10 protein-coding genes are annotated in these 17,286 nt (G+C 39.2%); 9 read left to right on the top strand and 1 reads right to left on the bottom strand.

Going from position 1 to position 17,286, the window contains the following annotated elements; genetic code table 11:
- Nucleotides 1-9: 9 nt before the first annotated feature.
- The 3 genes from AC6H0V_RS13950 (at nt 10) to AC6H0V_RS13940 (ending at nt 5,725) form a co-directional block, all read left to right on the top strand.
- Nucleotides 10-1,209 (top strand): anhydro-N-acetylmuramic acid kinase, encoded by a 1,200-nt coding sequence (locus tag AC6H0V_RS13950; RefSeq protein WP_497560802.1) that lies wholly within the window; start codon nt 10-12, stop codon nt 1,207-1,209.
- 132 nt (nt 1,210-1,341) lie between these two features.
- Nucleotides 1,342-4,413: a SusC/RagA family TonB-linked outer membrane protein gene (locus tag AC6H0V_RS13945; RefSeq protein WP_497560801.1), complete on the top strand. Its 3,072-nt coding sequence runs from the start codon at nt 1,342-1,344 to the stop codon at nt 4,411-4,413.
- A gap of 16 nt (nt 4,414-4,429) precedes the next feature.
- Nucleotides 4,430-5,725, top strand: a complete 1,296-nt coding sequence (locus tag AC6H0V_RS13940; protein WP_497560800.1) for a RagB/SusD family nutrient uptake outer membrane protein — start codon at nt 4,430-4,432, stop codon at nt 5,723-5,725.
- A 164-nt stretch (nt 5,726-5,889) separates the two neighbouring features.
- Here AC6H0V_RS13940 and AC6H0V_RS13935 read toward each other — a convergent pair whose 3' ends face one another.
- Nucleotides 5,890-6,636 carry a DeoR/GlpR family DNA-binding transcription regulator gene (locus AC6H0V_RS13935; protein WP_497560799.1) on the bottom strand — a complete coding sequence of 249 codons (747 nt, stop codon included), beginning with the start codon at nt 6,634-6,636 and terminating at the stop codon, nt 5,890-5,892.
- Nucleotides 6,637-6,872: 236 nt separating this feature from the next.
- Between AC6H0V_RS13935 and AC6H0V_RS13930 the strand changes: the two genes are divergently transcribed.
- The 6 genes from AC6H0V_RS13930 (at nt 6,873) to AC6H0V_RS13905 (ending at nt 17,048) form a co-directional block, all read left to right on the top strand.
- The gene (locus AC6H0V_RS13930; RefSeq protein ID WP_497560798.1) at nt 6,873-9,959 is read left to right on the top strand and encodes a SusC/RagA family TonB-linked outer membrane protein; all 3,087 of its coding nucleotides are present in this window, start codon (nt 6,873-6,875) and stop codon (nt 9,957-9,959) included.
- A 12-nt stretch (nt 9,960-9,971) separates the two neighbouring features.
- Nucleotides 9,972-11,519, top strand: coding sequence for a SusD/RagB family nutrient-binding outer membrane lipoprotein (locus AC6H0V_RS13925; RefSeq protein WP_497560797.1), 1,548 nt, complete (start codon nt 9,972-9,974; stop codon nt 11,517-11,519).
- A gap of 11 nt (nt 11,520-11,530) precedes the next feature.
- Nucleotides 11,531-12,328: a DUF4397 domain-containing protein gene (locus AC6H0V_RS13920; RefSeq protein ID WP_497560796.1), complete on the top strand. Its 798-nt coding sequence runs from the start codon at nt 11,531-11,533 to the stop codon at nt 12,326-12,328.
- Between the two features lie 70 nt (nt 12,329-12,398).
- A complete protein-coding gene (locus AC6H0V_RS13915) occupies nt 12,399-15,035 on the top strand; it encodes a T9SS type B sorting domain-containing protein (protein ID WP_497560795.1) in 2,637 nt (878 codons plus the stop codon).
- Between the two features lie 50 nt (nt 15,036-15,085).
- On the top strand, nt 15,086-15,301 hold the full coding sequence (locus tag AC6H0V_RS13910) for a hypothetical protein (RefSeq protein ID WP_497560794.1): 216 nt from the start codon (nt 15,086-15,088) through the stop codon (nt 15,299-15,301).
- A 55-nt stretch (nt 15,302-15,356) separates the two neighbouring features.
- Nucleotides 15,357-17,048 (top strand): S41 family peptidase, encoded by a 1,692-nt coding sequence (locus AC6H0V_RS13905; RefSeq protein WP_497560793.1) that lies wholly within the window; start codon nt 15,357-15,359, stop codon nt 17,046-17,048.
- The last annotated feature ends 238 nt before the right edge of the window (nt 17,049-17,286 follow it).

Here is a 17,286-nt window from a genome sequence, read left to right as displayed (position 1 = left end):
TTTTCTTCCATGAATACCAATATTGCTAAACTATTTAACATTGCTGGAAAAAAAGAACGTACCATTATTGGACTCATGTCTGGTACCTCTATGGATGGATTGGATATCGCACTTTGTGCATGTAAAAATAGTGGCATCGAAACAGAACTCAAGCTCCTAAAATTTATCACAATGCCTTATTCAGATAATTTTAGAACCGCTGTAAAAGCCATATTTTCAAAAAAAGACGCAGATTTAGAACAGGTGTGCTTATTGAACGAATATATAGGTAACACGCATGCAGAACTAATCCTCGATGCACTTAAGTTGTGGGGAGTGTCTACGTTAGCGGTTGATGTAGTCGCTAGTCACGGTCAAACGATCTTCCATGCACCAAAATCTTTGCATCAAATAAATGACCTTCCAAATGGAACACTCCAAATAGGCGATGGTGATCATATCGCCGTTGGCACCGGAATCATCACCATTGCAGATTTTAGGCAAAAGCATCTGGCTGCCGGGGGCGAAGGCGCGCCATTAGCAGTTTATGGCGATTATTTGCTCTTCAGCAAAAAAGGAGAAGATCGGATAATGTTAAATATTGGTGGCATTGCAAATTTTACGTTTCTGCCAGGTGATGGAGATGCAACCCGTGTATTTTCTACGGATGTGGGCCCTGGAAACACGTTGATTGATCATTATATACAACTCCATTATTCAGGTTTGTATTACGACCATGATGCTAAACTGGCAAAAGCCGGAAAATTAAACGAAAAATTGCTTGCTCAATTAGTAGACCATCCCTTCTTTAACCTCGGATTTCCAAAAACAACCGGGCCAGAACTGTTCAGTATGCATTACCTTACTGCGGCCAGGGAGCGAAGTGGGACTTCGAATATTCCACACGAAGATATCCTTGCAACCCTCTGCCACTTTTCTGCTAACACCATTGTAGATGCCATTAAGCGTACCATTGCGAAAGATAGACTGCCTAAAATTTTTATGAGCGGTGGAGGCATGCATAATCCATTACTTACCCAGCTACTTCAAAATGCGCTACCAGAGGCTACCTTTACTACTACTTCAGAATTAAACATTAATCCTGATGCGAAGGAAGCCGTTCTATTTGCATTGCTGGCTAATGAGACCCTTGCGGGTAATGCTATAGATTTTGGAGATCGTGAGGGGGTGCCTTCTGTATGCATGGGGAAGATTTGTTTGCCAAAATAAATGTTAGTTTGTTCATAAGTTTTATTAATTTTTAAACTAAACATTTTATCATCTTTAATTAAAATTTGCAACGGTATCGTTTTAAAAAGATTACAAACATTCCTAAGAACTAACCAAATTAAACCCTCACGTATGAAAAGATTTTACACTTTGAAGTGGTCAAGGCTATTTTCCACATTCTTAACACCCCTCTTTCTGGTGCTTTTGTTTTCGACAGCAAGTGCGCAAACCCGGCGTTATACCATTACAGGTAAAGTAACCGACGCGTCTAGTAAGGTAACAGTCCCGGGCGCAGGGGTAAAGATCCAAAATACCAATTTTGCCACTTCTACCAATGGAGATGGTAATTTTTCACTTAGCGCAGATTTAGCACCAGGAACCTATCAGCTCGTGTTTTCTTATGTAGGTTTTAAATCGGTAACCACCCCACTACTATTAGGCGACAATCTATCTGTAGTTATAAACGCAGATATTTCTCCAGACGCCGTTGGCTTAGATGAAATCATTGTAACCGGTACATCCCAAGGTACAACGCGGAAGCAATTGGGAAGTTACGTGAGCACAGTTAAAGGCGATGACCTAAATAAAGCTCCAAGTGGGAATGCGCTGGCTTCCTTACAAGGTAAAACGCCTGGTGCGCAGATTAGCCAAAACTCCGGCGATCCAGCCGGCGGCATCTCAGTTAGATTGAGAGGAGTTAGTTCTGTCAACTCTTCTTCAGAGCCATTATATATCATTGATGGTGTGATTGTAAATAATTCTACCACCAGGGTAACCAACACCTCGTCTAACTATGATGGGGGGAACTTTATAGGTAGCATTGGGCAAAACAGAATGGTTGACATCAACCCCGCTGATATCGAGCGTATTGAGGTGTTAAATGGAGCTGCTGCTGCTGCCATTTATGGATCAAGAGCAAATGCAGGTGTTATTCAGATTTTTACAAAACGAGGTAGAACCGGAGCTACACAAGTAAGTTTCAATACCAGCATGACCATAAGTGAACTTCGTAAGCAAATTGAAGTAAATCAATCTCCAACTAAATTTGGGGGATCTGTAGATTTGGTTACACAAGATGTTCTAACGCCAACATTAACAACTACAACCCCTGTTACCCGATATAACTACCAAGATTACATATTCCAGACCGGTGTTGGAACCGATAATTCGGTTTCGGTATCAGGAGGAAGTGATAACACAAAATTTTATACCTCTGCTGCGTATTTCTCTAATCAGGGAATAATTAAGAATACCGATTTTAAACGCATGAATTTTAGGGCCAATCTTGATCAAACTATCAATAAATGGGCTAGATTAACTGCTGGATTCAACTACATTCACAGTAATGCAAATGAAAAGCCTGATGGAAACTCATTCTTTTCGCCAATGAATTCAGTTACTATTATTGGTAATTTCCATGATATATTTTCAAGGGATGCACTGGGCAATTTAAAGGCTGTTGGAGAGCGGGGTCGCGTAAATCCAGTTTCTGTAATTGAAGATATTAAACAACGTCAGTTTACCAATCGTGTTATTGCCAATGCCGGACTAAAACTAACGCCATTAAAAAACTTGACAGTTGATTATACAATGGGTGTTGATAATACGATCCAAAACGGTACCACCTTTATACCGCCGTTCGCCTATAATGTTAGTACCGGTTTTTATGGTGGTGGCCCAACTTTAGATCCATCCTTAAATGGCTATGCAAGCGCTGCAAATGCAACAACAACATTATTTAATAACGAGTTGAACTTCACCTATGATGCCAAAATTTCTGACCTATTTGGGTCCACTACGCAGTTAGGTGGTTCTTATCAATATCAAAAGGATTTATATAGTCTCTTAAACGGACGGGGATTGGCGCCGTTTGTTCAGGTTGTAAATGGAGCAAGTACAATCCTGCCCAATGCGGATAGTAGGTCAGAGTTTTCAATCAGCGGAGCCTATCTCCAACAGAACTTCAAATACAAAGACCACCTATTTTTAACTGGAGCGATAAGGGTAGATCAATCTACCGTTTTTGGCGAAGATAACAGAACTCAATTTTATCCCAAAGCAAATGTGAGTTACGTTTTATCATCAGCAGAGTTTTGGAAAGATATGGGGGTTTCTTCATGGTGGAATGCTTTTAAGGTAAGAGCTGCATATGGCGAATCCGGCAATTTAACGGGTATTGGAGCCTATGATCGATTTAATGTTTATTCGCCAGGGGCATTAAACAGTAAAACTTCGCTAACTTCCTTATCCACTTTAGCTAATACCAATGTTAAACCTGAGCGCCAGAGAGAACTTGAAATAGGAACCGATATGTCTTTTTTTAACAATCGCTTGGGTTTAACTTTCAGTTATTATAACAAAACAGTAAAGGATCTGCTTCTAGGAGTAGTTATAGCACCCTCTACCGGATATTCTAGTCTGCTAAACAATATTAGTGGCACACTCGAGAACAAAGGTATAGAGCTAATGCTTACGGGAGCGCCAATTAAGGGTCAAAATTTTTCATGGACACCCACTTTGATTTTTAATAGAAATAGAAATAAAATCGTGGGATCTGGAGCACAAAGATTACTCTCAACTAATGCGGGTGCTCCGGTGTCGATCACAGATGGCTATCCCGTTGGTGTATTCTATGGAACATACTTCGAGAGAACAGCCGATGGAAACATCGCAACCAATGCCCAGGGCATTCCCTTAACCAATGGCCAAGCTGCTGGCAACGTAACGCGTAAAGTACTTGGCGATCCCAACCCTGATTACACGGGTTCATTGGTAAACGATTTTACCTTTAAGAAATTAAGTTTGCACATACAGTTGGATGCGGTACAAGGTGGAGATGTATGGAATGCCGATTGGAGAACCAGGCAAGGTGTTGGCAATGGAAAAGTTGCTGAAGCAGAGCAGATGGGGCAATTGCCTAGAGGCTATGTGGCAGGTGTATATAATGTTGAAGAATGGCGTATTGATGATGGTTCTTTTGTTAAGTTGCGGGAAATTTCTTTAAGCTATAATATCGGACAAGTGAAATTCATCAAAGGTTTAACGGTTAATCTAAGTGGTAGAAACCTATTCTCGTGGGATAATTATAAAGGTTATGACCCTGAATTGAATTCTGGTGGACAGTCAACAATCCTAAGAAACATCGATTTTGGATCAGTACCTATTCCACGCACTTTCTCTTTAGGTTTACAAGCAAAATTTTAATTTAAAACTATTAGTTATGAAAAGTTTAATTTCAAAATATATCGGGTATGCATTTCTCCTTACAGTAGTTACGTTTTGTATTGCTTGTAATAAAGAATACCTAAACCCCAATGCAGCTACAGCCGATCAGGTATTAACCACGGCGAAAGGATTAACGGGAGTTACCGTTGGTTTACAAAAAATATACTCAACCAGTAGGGCAGGAGTACTTTATGCAAGTGTTACGGCAAACGGCTTAACCACAAATGAACTGATCTCTATCAATACCGGCAATACGAATGAAGAAAGATTGGTTGCAGGTGGCGTACAGGTTGATGGGACGAATACGGTTTTGGGAAATATTTGGACCGGATCCAACAAGATTATTTTCGATGCAGACAATGTAATTAACAATGCTGCGAACTTGCCAGATAAGAATTATGCGGCTGGTTTAATTGCCCATGCAAGTATCTTTAAAGCTTTGGCATTAGGTAATTTGTCAGAATATTGGGAAAAGATTCCTGCATCAACAGGACAAAACGTACCATTTATAACCCGTTTGGAAGGTTTTAATAAAGCCATTGCCACTATAGATAATGCGCTGGCTGTAATTGGCGCAAACCCAATAAGCACATCTTTTTCCGGAAATATCCCAGCGGGAATAGATATCACCAATACTTTATATGCCCTAAAAGCACGTTATGCCTTATTCGCAGGCAATTATACCCTTGCACTGGCTAGCGCTAACGCAGTAGATTTGACTAAAAAATCTACTTTCACTTATGATGCATTAAATCTTAATCCAATTTTTGAGGTGGCCACGTCTACAAATAATGTTATACAGCCCAAAAACTTAAATCTAGGCCAAACGGGCGCAAATGTTCCGGATGCAGGTGATGCAAGGATTTCATTTTATACTACAGTTAACACCACTGTTAGGATCAATGGTTTCGGTGCAGGAACTTTTACTCCAATCCCCGTTTACTTACCGGGTGAGATGACATTAATAAAAGCCGAGGCATATGCCCGTCAGGCTTCTCCTAATCTAGTGAATGCATTAGCAGAACTTAATAAAATAGTAACCAAAACTCCCGCTTCAGATCCCTTTGGGGTTGGCGCTAATTTAGCACCTCTTGTTGGTCCCTATACTCAAGCTCAAATACTCGATTTGATATATAAGCATAGATGTATAGAATTATTTATGTCGGGCTTAAAGCTTGAAGATATGAGAAGGTTTAATCAGCCAAATTCTGAACGTAAACGCAATTTCTTCCCCTATCCATTTACTGAAAGAGATAACAATACAAATACGCCAACAGATCCTACCTTTTAACTAAAATAATATGACAATTTGAACGACCCAATTTCGGGGTTTTGAATTAAATGTATTGATGGGCCCGATTTATCGGGCTCATTTCTTGATAAGGTAATGTAACTTGCGAACTCCATAGGATATTCCCGGATCTGGCAAAAGTTTATTTCCTGTGCTTTATAAGGCTATAAAATCTGTAGACCTTTAACCTGATAAGAAGATAATTGAGAGTCATTAGAATCTAATTCAGTGATTAAATAATCTATATTTTCTAGGGAAGCAACCTTTATTCTCAAAGAAATATCTAATTTCTCAGAAATACACAATATGGCTGATTTTCTTGAGGAGCCCAGCATCGTTTTTTTCAATTGGTTAATTTCCCAATCCGTATCGGTAAGGCCGTTGGTAGGATGTATCGCACTAGTGCCCAGCAAGCAAAGATCTGCATTAATCTCTGAGAGCTGATTAATTACATGACTGCCATAGGTAATCTGTGAGTTTTTAGAAAATATCCCACCAATTAAAATTACTTCAACTTTACGGTACTTTGCAAGCTCTACCGCCACAAGGGGGCTCACCGTAAAAAAGGTAGCCTGTAGATTTTCTGGCAATTGTTTAACCAATTCTAAAATTGTGGTACCGCCACCAGTTAAAATAACCATGCCGTCTTTTACCAAAGGGATGGTTTTTTTTGCAATACTTATTTTTGCATCCTTTGCATAAACAGAACTGTCGTCAAAAGTAGAGTGATAAGATTTTGACAGGGCACCACCATGAACTTTATAAAGCAGGTTATCATCAGACATTTCTTGTAAATCGCGTCTGATGGTATCTTCTGATACATTTAAAAGATGTACCAAGTCTGATGTTAATACGCGATTATGCAGGTTAATTTGGCGCATTATAAATTCGTGCCTCTCTTTTTTTAACATAGTCTCTATAGCTATTGGGAGTATTAGGACATAAAATTAATAAAATCTGCGGCTTTTTGCTGCTTTTTGCAATAAATTTATGCAAGGTTCTTAAAAATAGTTAAATATTTTCTTCCTATAGTCAAAAACATTTATGATATTTACCTATCAATTGTTATTTTGCGTATTAATGCGTGTTTAACAAATGCCAAACAATCAACAAAAACAAAACTTATTTTTTAACCAAATTCATGTTTATGAAAAGAAAATTACTCATGCTGTTTTTGGGCACGTTTCTGTTTGCTGTACAAGCGATGGCACAGCAGTTAACGGTTTCCGGTAAAGTTACTTCAGCAGAAGATGGATTGCCCATTCCAGGTGCTTCTGTGAAGATAAAAGGATCAACAACGGCTGTTCAAACCAGCCCTGCTGGCGTTTATCTAATTAAAGTCAATTCAGGAGATGTACTTCAGTATATCTATCTAGGAATGGCAACCCAAGAAAAAATAATCACCGCATCTGGTGTGATCAATGTGGTTTTGGGTGTCGATTCTAGAGTGCTGAATGAGGTAGTGGTTACCGCTCAAGGTATCGAGAGGGTTAAGCGTTCATTGGGTTATGATACCCAAACAGTTAAAGGCGAAGATTTAGCCCAAACACAACGCGAAAACTTCTTAAACGCCCTACAAGGGCGGATTGCCGGAGCAACCATCACTCCTACAAATGGTACGCCTGGTGCCTCTGCGTCTATTATTATCAGGGGAGCCATCTCCCTAGACGGAGATAATCAGCCTCTATTTGTTATCGACGGTTTGCCAATTTCAAACAATACTTTTAGCGAGTATAACCTAGTTGGACAAGCGACATTTAACAGGAACAACGATTATGGTAATCGCGGGATGGACATCAATCCTGAGGATATCGAATCGCTTACTATCCTTAAAGGTCCGGAAGCTGCTGCCTTATACGGTACGCAAGGTGCTTCTGGAGCGGTATTAATTACTACCAAAAAAGCAAAAATAGGAAAAGCAAGTGTTGCCTATAGTAACTCGTTTAAAATGGAGCAAGCTTATCGCTTCCCAGATGTGCAAACAGTATATGGTGGTGGTGCAGGTGGTATCTTTGACGAAGAGGTTAGAACCAGAACTTATTTCGGAGCGAAATATCCAGGAAGATTTACCATATACGATAACTTAGGTTCCTTTTATAAAACGGGTTTCACACAAAGACACAATGCTTCTATTGATGGAGGTACAGAAGCCGCTCAGTTTAGAAGCAGCATGAGCTATACCGATCAAAATGGCGTTATTGAGGGAACTGGTTATAAGAAATTTGATACCAGACTAACCGGCTCAGCCAAAATTAGTCCAAAAATTTCTGCGAATGCATCCTTTAACTTTATCAACTCTAAAACTGATAAAACATATAAAGGTGCGGAAAGCCCGATGTTAAGTGTGCTTACCTGGCCAGTTGTTGATGATATTAGAAATATCTATACTGCCACAGGCGCTAGAAGAACTATTACCGGCACAAATGGTGGGGAATTGGATAACCCGCTCTGGTCAATGCAGAATAACCCTAACTGGGAAAAGCTAAACCGTATTTTAGGTAATTTTTCAGTTGATTATAAACCTATGAATTGGTTAACAGTTACCGCGAGAGCAGGTGCCGACGTATATTCATTGCAAGGTCTTGGAGCATATCACCCAGAATCTTATAATGCTAATAAAACTGCTAGTACCTATGTGGGTGGCGGTATCAATACCTTCTCTGAAAACAGCATGCTTTTTAATGGTTCATTAATTGTAAGAGCTAGAAAAGAGTATGGTAAATTCAAACCTGTGTTAACAGTAGGTTATGATATTAACGATAATAGAGATCAAGTAACGGCGCAATTTGGAACAAGGTTCTATCAGGCTAATTTCTACAGCATGAACAATACCGATCCAACTACGCAAAGGGTTCAGTATACGGACATTATTAAACGTAAAATGGGTGTGTTTGCACAGGCTGAATTAGGTTATGCCGACATTCTTTATTTAACGTTAACCGGACGTGAAGATCTTTCTTCTACACTTAGACCTGGACCAATCAACTTTTTCTACCCAGCAACAGCATTAAGTTTTGTGTTCTCAGACTTAAATGTATTTAAAGAAGCAAAATGGTTATCAGAAGGAAAATTGAGAGCATCTTGGGGTAGAAGTGGTAAAGATCCAAGAACTGCTTATGTAAAAAGCACTAAGTTGATAGCCCAAACTACCACAGGTGGTGGTTTCGCTACCGATGTAACATTAGGTAACCCTGATCTTGAAGCTGAGTTTACAACAACAACAGACGTAGGTTTAGATTTAGGATTCCTTAAAAATAGATTGTCATTTAATTTCTCTTACTACTATACTGTAAGTGAAGGCCAAATCACTGCTCCACGTTTAAGTTATGCAACAGGAGCGATCTTAGCTTATATCAATAGTGGAAAGATTACCAATAAAGGTTTTGAATTGGTTGCAAAAGGTTCACCTATTAGAAATAAAGATTTTTCATGGGATGTAACCGCTAACTTTACCAGACAAAGAGGTAAGATCATTTCATTGCCAGGAGATCAAGAAACGTTCTATGTTTCGGATAGCTGGTTAGCAGATAACGTAAGAAAACAATATTTCGCTGGGAACTCTGTATCTGCATTAGCTGGTACTGATTACCTGAGAAATAAAAATGGTGATGTATTAATTAGCCCAACTAGTGGCTTACCAATTAAGGATACCAACTTCACCCCAATGGGTGATGCTGCCCCTGATCTTGGTGTAGGTGTTAATAACAGTTTTACCTATAAAAACTTCAGCCTTTCATTCTTGTTCGACTTAAGAAAAGGTGGGGATATCTATAACGCAACTGAGGCTTATTTATATGCAAGAGGTATGTCTACGTTATCGTTGGATCGTGAAGTACCACGTATCGTTAAAGGTGTGCTAAGAGACGGTCTAGAAAACTCGGCTACCCCTACACCAAATAACATTGTTGTTATTCCATATATTACTACAGCATACTACTCTACTGCCTACAATCCGAAAGATTTCATCCAAAAAGACATTAATTGGATTAGGTTAAAAGATGTAACTTTGAGATATAACCTACCAAAAACATTGTTCCAGTCTAACAAAACATTTAAAAGAGCAAGTGTATTTGTTACAGGAACCGATCTTTGGTTACTTACCAACTATAACGGAGTTGATCCTTCAGTAAATGGATTAAGTGCAGCTTCTGGTGGTACAGGAGGGTTAGGTATTGATTATGGATCATTTGGACAACCTAAAACATTTACTTTAGGATTAAGCCTTGGATTTTAAATTTTGAAAATCATGAAAAAAATATATTTAGTATTAATTGCGTTTACTATCGCATTAAGTGGGTGTGAAAAATATTTCGATGTAAACACAGACCCCGCTACTCCGCAAAATCCGGATAGCAAAACGTTAACACCGCCATTGTTTGCGCAGATGGAACGTGGTGTACAATTTGACTCGAGATATCTTGGTGGACTAATCCAGTATTTTGGAGGAGCCGTTAACGTTGGAGAACAACATGGATGGTTGGTGTCAAGTGATGCCATGGGCGAAATCTGGCGTACCAACTATTATGGACTAGGTGCGAACCTTAATCTGATCATTGATGATAGCGAGAAAAAAACAGAGTGGAATTATGTAGGTATGGCTCAAGCGTTGAAAGCTTGGAGCTGGCAACTTACCACAGACTATCATGGTGATATCATTTTAAAACAAGCCTTCGAGCCAAATCGCTTTGTGTTTGACTATGATCCACAACAAGATGTATATGCTGAAGTGGTGAGATTGGCAAATGAGTCGATTAAAAATTTCACTAGACCTGATGGTACAGGAAGTCCGGCAAAAATGGCTGGATATGACTTGGCCTACAATGGAGATGCAGCCAAATGGGTTAGATTTAACTACGGAATATTAGCTAGAAACGCAAGCAGCACAATAAACAAAGCTACTTACGATCCAGCTAAGGTAATCGAATACGTAGATAAATCTTTAACAAGCAATGCGGATAATTTCTTGGTTCCTAATACAGGGTCTACTGCCACCAATGGTAATTTCTTTGGGCCGCTTAGGGCGAATTTAGGTTCTTACAAACAAACCAGAATTATCGTTGGATTATTGGACGGAACCTATTTTACAGGTACAGCGGGTACGGTAATCGATCCTAGAAGGAACACTATGATTACTGCCTCTGCTGATGGTGTATTTAGAGGTAGCACCCCTTATTCTTCTGCAGATGGAACCGCGGCATTGAAAAATCAAATCCCTAATCCATGGGGTGCCTTCGGTTCTGCTAACCCAGGTCCAGGAACAGGTAAATATTTGTTTAAAGACAATGCCGGTTTCCCAATCATGACTTATTCAGAAATGCAATTCCTTAAAGCTGAAGCAGCCTTGAGAGCAGGTAATGCTACCTTGGCGTTAACTGCATATCAAAATGGTATTTCAGCTAGTATCGACTTTGTAAGTGCATTAGGTACTGCTATTACTCCAGCAGAGAAAACAGCTTACATGACGAGCGCTTCTGTACGACAAACTGCAGCAACCCTGACCTTAAAAGACATTATGCTTCAAAAATACCTGGCCTTATATGGTTATGGGTTTGTTGAAACATGGACTGATTTGCGTAAATACAATTATAATGTTGGAGATTCAAAAGGAAATAATCCTTATTTAGGAGCCTATGTTTTCCCAACTAGTTTTTATGTTGATAACGGAGGTAAACCAGCTCAACGGTACCGCCCTAGATACAACTCTGAATATTTGTGGAATGTTGCTGCGCTTAAAAAGATTGGTGCGGATAGAATTGATTATCATACCATACCGATGTGGTTTTCTCAACCTTAAATTAATTTGAAATGAAAAAGATATTTTATGTTATTATATTGGCAGGTTTGAGTGTACTCACGGCCTGCAAAAAAGAGAGTTTGGTAGAGGATACGAAGTATGACATTATACCTGCTAGTGACCCAACCTACACTTACCTAAAATTTTTGGATGTTACGCCAGGTAGTCCAACATTAAACTTTTATGTAGATGGTGCAAAATTCAGTGCTGGGCTATCTTCTACTGGAGTAGAGAATGCAGGTTATAGTTATACTGCAGCAACCAGTTTGTTCCCAGATTTGGGTTATGCAATAGCTTCACCAGGCACAAAAAAAATAACTGCTAAGATCATACCTTCAGCAACTGCAGATCCGAGCTTAGAAGTATTAAATACAACCATCAATGCTGCGGCAGGAAAGTATTACTCTATATTTACGAGTGGTGTTTACAGTAGCACAAATAAATCAGTTGGCCCATTATTGGTGTTGGAAGACGCACGTCCTTCGATCGATACAACTAAACTTGTAGTAAGGGTAATTAACCTTTATAATGGAGGTCCAAATGTGGACTTTATTAGAACTTCAAATGGTGCTAAGGTTGCTTCCAATGTGGCCTATGGAGCAGCATCGGCTTGGACAGACGTTCCTATGAACGGTGGAGGACCAGCACCATCATTTACGTATACGGTTAATAACAGTTCAACCAACGTTGTTTTGGGAACGCTCACTACTGGTTTAACTAAGGGCCGGGCATATACGATAATCCTCCGCGGGGTGCAGGGAAATGTTACTTATCCCATTAACGTGCTGGCTTACACTACTTTTTACTAGATCCCTTTAAATAAATCTAAGAACCAAGTCGAGAAATTGACTTGGTTTTTTTGTATCTTAACATTTTTAAATGAAAAGGGCACTACTGTTTTTACTCCTGATTTATGGCTCATTAGCCCATGCAGCTGTTTTTACAGTTACTTCTAATGCTAATGCAGGTGCTGGAAGCCTGCGCGAAGCGATAACTTCGGCCAACGCCAATGGTACCGGTTCAACAGACTATATCTATTTCAATATTCCCGCCATAGACGTAGCCGGTATTACCATTCCACTCGAGTCAGAATTACCTATCCTCACATCAAATTTGATTATCGATGCCACTACCCAGCCCAGCTCATTTTTACTAAACCCAAACATTAAAATTAGTTTAATCAACATCGCGTCAGATTACTTTAGCGGATTAAGATTGGATAATGCTAAAAACATAGAAATATATGGGCTGATGTTCAGCAACTTCAAATCAGATCCTGCGGGTGCAGTAGATGATAAAAAAGCCGGGATTTACCTGTATAATTCATCAGATGTAATTATTGGCGCGCCCAACAGGCCTAATTGTTTTGTCGGGAATTATGCCGGAGTCCTATCGCCTTTTGTTATTCCTAGATTCGATGTTGTAAACGTTAAAATTTCATCCAATATATTCGGATTGTCAGAAAATGGACTAATAGCCAGCCCAAATGAAAGCGGAATAGACATCAGCTTTCTGAAAAATAGTATCATTGGAGGAGACACACCAGCCGAAGGAAACCTTATTACCAGTAATACAAAAAATGGAATTGCACTTGGAGGTGCAGATAACACTATAAAGATTGCAAACAATGTGATAGGGCTAGACAAAACCTTGATAAAAAGTATCGCCTCAAATGCTGCTAATGGAATTTTTGTTAATGGGGAAAGTGCCATTCCGTTAATTACCAATAACTATATATGCGCCCAAAAGCAAGGGATTTTGCTTGATTTTGCTAATGGAGGATTTGTAGTTGCTGGTAATAGAATTGGAACCGGATTAACGGGCAACGAAAATTTTGCTAATGAAACCGGAATTCATGTTAACTTTTGCAACAAAGGACTAATAGGCGGAAACTCCATTGCGGCAGAAAATAAAATCGCCTATAATAAGACTGGCGTTCTAATCGAAATTGCTTACCCCATTACCATGCTCAAGAATAGCTTCTATTGTAACAGCACGGCTGCAGTAGTCTTTAAAAACCTTCCTGCTGGGAAAGTGGTTACGCAATCTAGAATTAGTAACATAACGGCTACGGGCGCAAGTGGTTCTTACTTGCCAAATTCTATTGTCGAGTTATTTTATAATGATTCCTGCCCAGATTGCCAAGGTAAAACCTGGCTAGCCACCGTTTTCACTAATGCATTGGGAGATTGGAGCTATAGCGGAACAATCAATGGCAAGATTACCAGCATGGGCACTAATTCGGACGGTGCGACATCTACCTTCTCTAAACCCTTTATCGATGATTCGGGACGCCAAATAATGGGCGGATTTTGTGGCTTAAATGGGGGGAGTATCAAAGGGATCAAAGTATTCGACTGGAGCATTCTCCAATGGTTTAATTCTTCAGGCCAAGTAGTTGGTACAAGCGCAGATCTAATAGACGTTCCTTCTGGTGATTATTACTTCAAGGCGGGCCAACAAGGCCTTTGCGATGTCACCTCGCCAATTTATAACGTGCCCCTACTTAGCAATGGAATTAATGATGCTGCGAAGAAGATTACAGACGCCTATTGCGGTAACGCTGATGGAAGTATAAGAAATATTGGTGTGGCCAATAACCTTTCGAGAACCTGGTTTAACAATGCCACCGCTCAGGTGGTTGGTACAGCCGACGATTTAGATAATGTACCCGGCGGCACCTATCATTTTACTGCGGGGCAGGGAAATTGTTTGATAGTCTCACCTAATTATGTGATCCAAAATCTGACAGAAACGTTTAGTGGAGCAACCGCAGTAATTACCCCCGTAACTTGTGGCATGACCAACGGAAAAATCAGTGTTACCGGCAATAACGGCAATGCGGTATTTACATTTAAGTGGTTTGACTCGCAAGGGAACGAAATTGGCAGTTCACAGACCTTGTCAAATCAGGTTGCAGGGAAGTATAGATTGGAAGCATATAGTAGTCACGGCTGCTCTAATAGTGTGGGAGAATTCGAAATTACCGAAAGGCCTTTGCCTACTATTGATTATTCGGCAATGCAACAATATCTAAGCTGTGATGGCAAAACAATAAGTACCACGGGTATTGTGGTAAATGGCACAACCGGTCCATACGCTTTTAGATGGGTTGATGAAAATAACAACCTTATTTCCAACCAACTTAATTTAAGTGGGGCAACTATTGGCAAATATAAATTGGTGGTAACAGATGTAAACTCTTGTGTAGTTGAAGGATCACTGATCGATTTTGCTACGTTAAAAAATACAGTCTTAACTATTCCTAATTCTATCACCCCCAATGGGGATGGAATTAATGACGTATGGCAAATCAATGGTGCACAAAATTATTTAAACGCTGATTTTAGTATATATAGTCGTGATGGCAATAAGATCTTCTACTCGAGAGGTTATCCAAAACCATTTGATGGCATATATAATGGTAAGATTTTACCAATTGGGGTATATTATTATGTTATTGATCTAAAAACAGACTGCGGGAAGGTTAGTGGCAGTTTAACCATTTTAAGATAATAAATTAACAATACCTAAAATTTTATACTTTTGTAGCAAAGTATTCAACTATGGCGAGCTTTACACTTACTCCAGAAACCTGGGAAAGGGTTAAAATTAAATTTTTAAGAAAATACCGCGATTTAACTCAGGAAAACCTTTCGTTTTCTCCAGGGCAAGAAGATCAGTTGGTTCAACGGCTGATGCAGTTAGTAAAACGGGACCAAGCGTATATTGAATTCACCATTCGTAAAGCTCTGGCCGATCCAATGGGGAATAGACTATAAATCTACTTTTAAATGCTAGTGATTTTGTGTAAGTTTAGGATGAATTAGGCAGTAAATGAAAAAGATCAAAACCAATTTTCTGTTCCTAGCAGTAGCATTGATGCTGTTAACATTGGCTTTTAAGGAAGACTTATTTCTCGTTTCAAAGAATCTTGACATTTTTGCTTCTCTTTACAAGGAAATCAACATCAACTATGTTGAAGAAACGGATCCGGGAGATTTGATGCGGAAAGGCATTGATTCTATGCTGGATGGTCTGGATCCTTATACAGAATACATTCCAGAATCAGAAATCGAAGATTATAAGCTCAAATACGTAAGTACGCAGTATGGCGGTATTGGTGCGGGTACATTATTTATTGATGGGAAACTGTATGTTAATGAGGTAACTGAAGGAAACCCCGCCAACAAGCAAGATGTTAAACCGGGGGATCAGATCGTTAAAATAAACGATATAGATACCAAAGGAAAAGATCGCATTCAGATCAGCCAGCTTCTACGTGGCCCAAAAGGGTCAGCAATCAACCTTGTTTTGGTTAGGGATGGAGCCATCCTTAAAAAAACTATTGTGAGGGAAGAAATCAAACAACCTAATGTAAGCTATTCTGGAATGCTTGAGGGACAGATTGGCTATATTAAGTTGGATAAATTTTTAGAAAACTCTGGTCAGGAAGTTAAAGAGGCCCTCGAGTTGATCAATAAGAACAGTCCGAAGGGCATAGTTTTAGACCTACGTAACAACGGCGGCGGAATTCTTCAGGAAGCAGTTAAGATCGTAAATCTTTTTGTTGCTAAAAATATTCTGGTTGTAGTTCAAAAAGGAAGAAATCCGGAGAAAACAATAAGCTATAGAACATTGGCCACCCCAATTGCGCCAGAAGTTCCTTTGGTAGTATTGGTAAATGGTTCATCAGCATCAGCCTCTGAAATTGTTGCTGGCGCGATGCAAGACCTTGACAGGGCGATCGTAATTGGTCAACGCAGCTATGGCAAGGGTTTAGTGCAGCAAACATTTAATCTTCCCTACAATAGTTTGGTCAAGGTTACGGTAGCTAAATATTATACGCCTTCTGGCAGATGCATTCAGGCACTTGATTATGCGCATAAGAATGAAAACGGAACCGCACAGAAATTTGCCGACTCGGTAATGCAGGCCTACGCCACAAAATCAGGAAGAACGGTATATAACGGAAACGGGGTGTACCCAGATTTATTTGTTAGTCCCGTTAAATATAGTCCTATCACCATTTCATTGGCTAATAAAAATCTATTTTTCGATTATGCTAACGCTTATAGAAAAGCCAATCAGGTGGCCCCTAACGTGAAAACATTCCAGCTAACAGACGCTGATTATGCACAGTTCGTTAATTCATTGGCCGACAAAGATTATAGCTATACCTCCAAAACAGAACGATTATTAGCCGATCTACGTACAGAAGCAGAAACCGAGAATAAGCTTGCAGCAGTTAAGACAGACCTGGATGAATTAAAGTCGAAAATGGTAAGCGCAAAAAAAACAGACCTGATTACACACAAAGCCGAGATTAAACGCATTTTGGAAACCCAAATCATAAGTAGATATTACTATGAAAAGGGGAAAATAGAACAAGCTTTCCAATATGATAAAGAAATAGCCCAGGCTAAACAGCTTTTCACTAATCAAACACAGATTTTAGCCATCTTAAAAGGAGATGGAAACTATAAATCAATTGGAAGTCCGATAAAATCTTCAACTTCTGCCAATTAAAATTATCATTATAAGGATGTTATTAACTAAAAGTTAAGTTTTATCTTTATTTATCATAATATGCGAAAATCACCAATTTTTGCTTGAAAGTTGTTAAAAAGTGTTAAAATTTAAACACTTGATAATCAATACTTTACTTCTTAAATCCTAATCCACAAGCTTTTAAAATTTTGATTCTCATTTACTTTTATCGATATTTAAGGATTAATTAATTATTAACTAACCTAAATTTTATTAA

The organism is Pedobacter sp. NO84 (assembly GCF_059703915.1).
This window is presented reverse-complemented; position numbering and strand designations above follow the sequence as displayed.

Bases quoted from the DNA above. Each gene is read 5' to 3' on its own strand.
- AC6H0V_RS13920 (WP_497560796.1), top strand. From the start codon at position 11,531: ATGAAAAAGATATTTTATGTTATTATATTGGCAGGTTTGAGTGTACTC.
- AC6H0V_RS13910 (WP_497560794.1), top strand. From the start codon at position 15,086: ATGGCGAGCTTTACACTTACTCCAGAAACCTGGGAAAGGGTTAAAATT.
- AC6H0V_RS13935 (WP_497560799.1), bottom strand. From the start codon at position 6,636: ATGTTAAAAAAAGAGAGGCACGAATTTATAATGCGCCAAATTAACCTG.
- AC6H0V_RS13925 (WP_497560797.1), top strand. From the start codon at position 9,972: ATGAAAAAAATATATTTAGTATTAATTGCGTTTACTATCGCATTAAGT.
- AC6H0V_RS13905 (WP_497560793.1), top strand. From the start codon at position 15,357: ATGAAAAAGATCAAAACCAATTTTCTGTTCCTAGCAGTAGCATTGATG.
- AC6H0V_RS13940 (WP_497560800.1), top strand. From the start codon at position 4,430: ATGAAAAGTTTAATTTCAAAATATATCGGGTATGCATTTCTCCTTACA.
- AC6H0V_RS13930 (WP_497560798.1), top strand. From the start codon at position 6,873: ATGAAAAGAAAATTACTCATGCTGTTTTTGGGCACGTTTCTGTTTGCT.
- AC6H0V_RS13945 (WP_497560801.1), top strand. From the start codon at position 1,342: ATGAAAAGATTTTACACTTTGAAGTGGTCAAGGCTATTTTCCACATTC.
- AC6H0V_RS13915 (WP_497560795.1), top strand. From the start codon at position 12,399: ATGAAAAGGGCACTACTGTTTTTACTCCTGATTTATGGCTCATTAGCC.
- AC6H0V_RS13950 (WP_497560802.1), top strand. From the start codon at position 10: ATGAATACCAATATTGCTAAACTATTTAACATTGCTGGAAAAAAAGAA.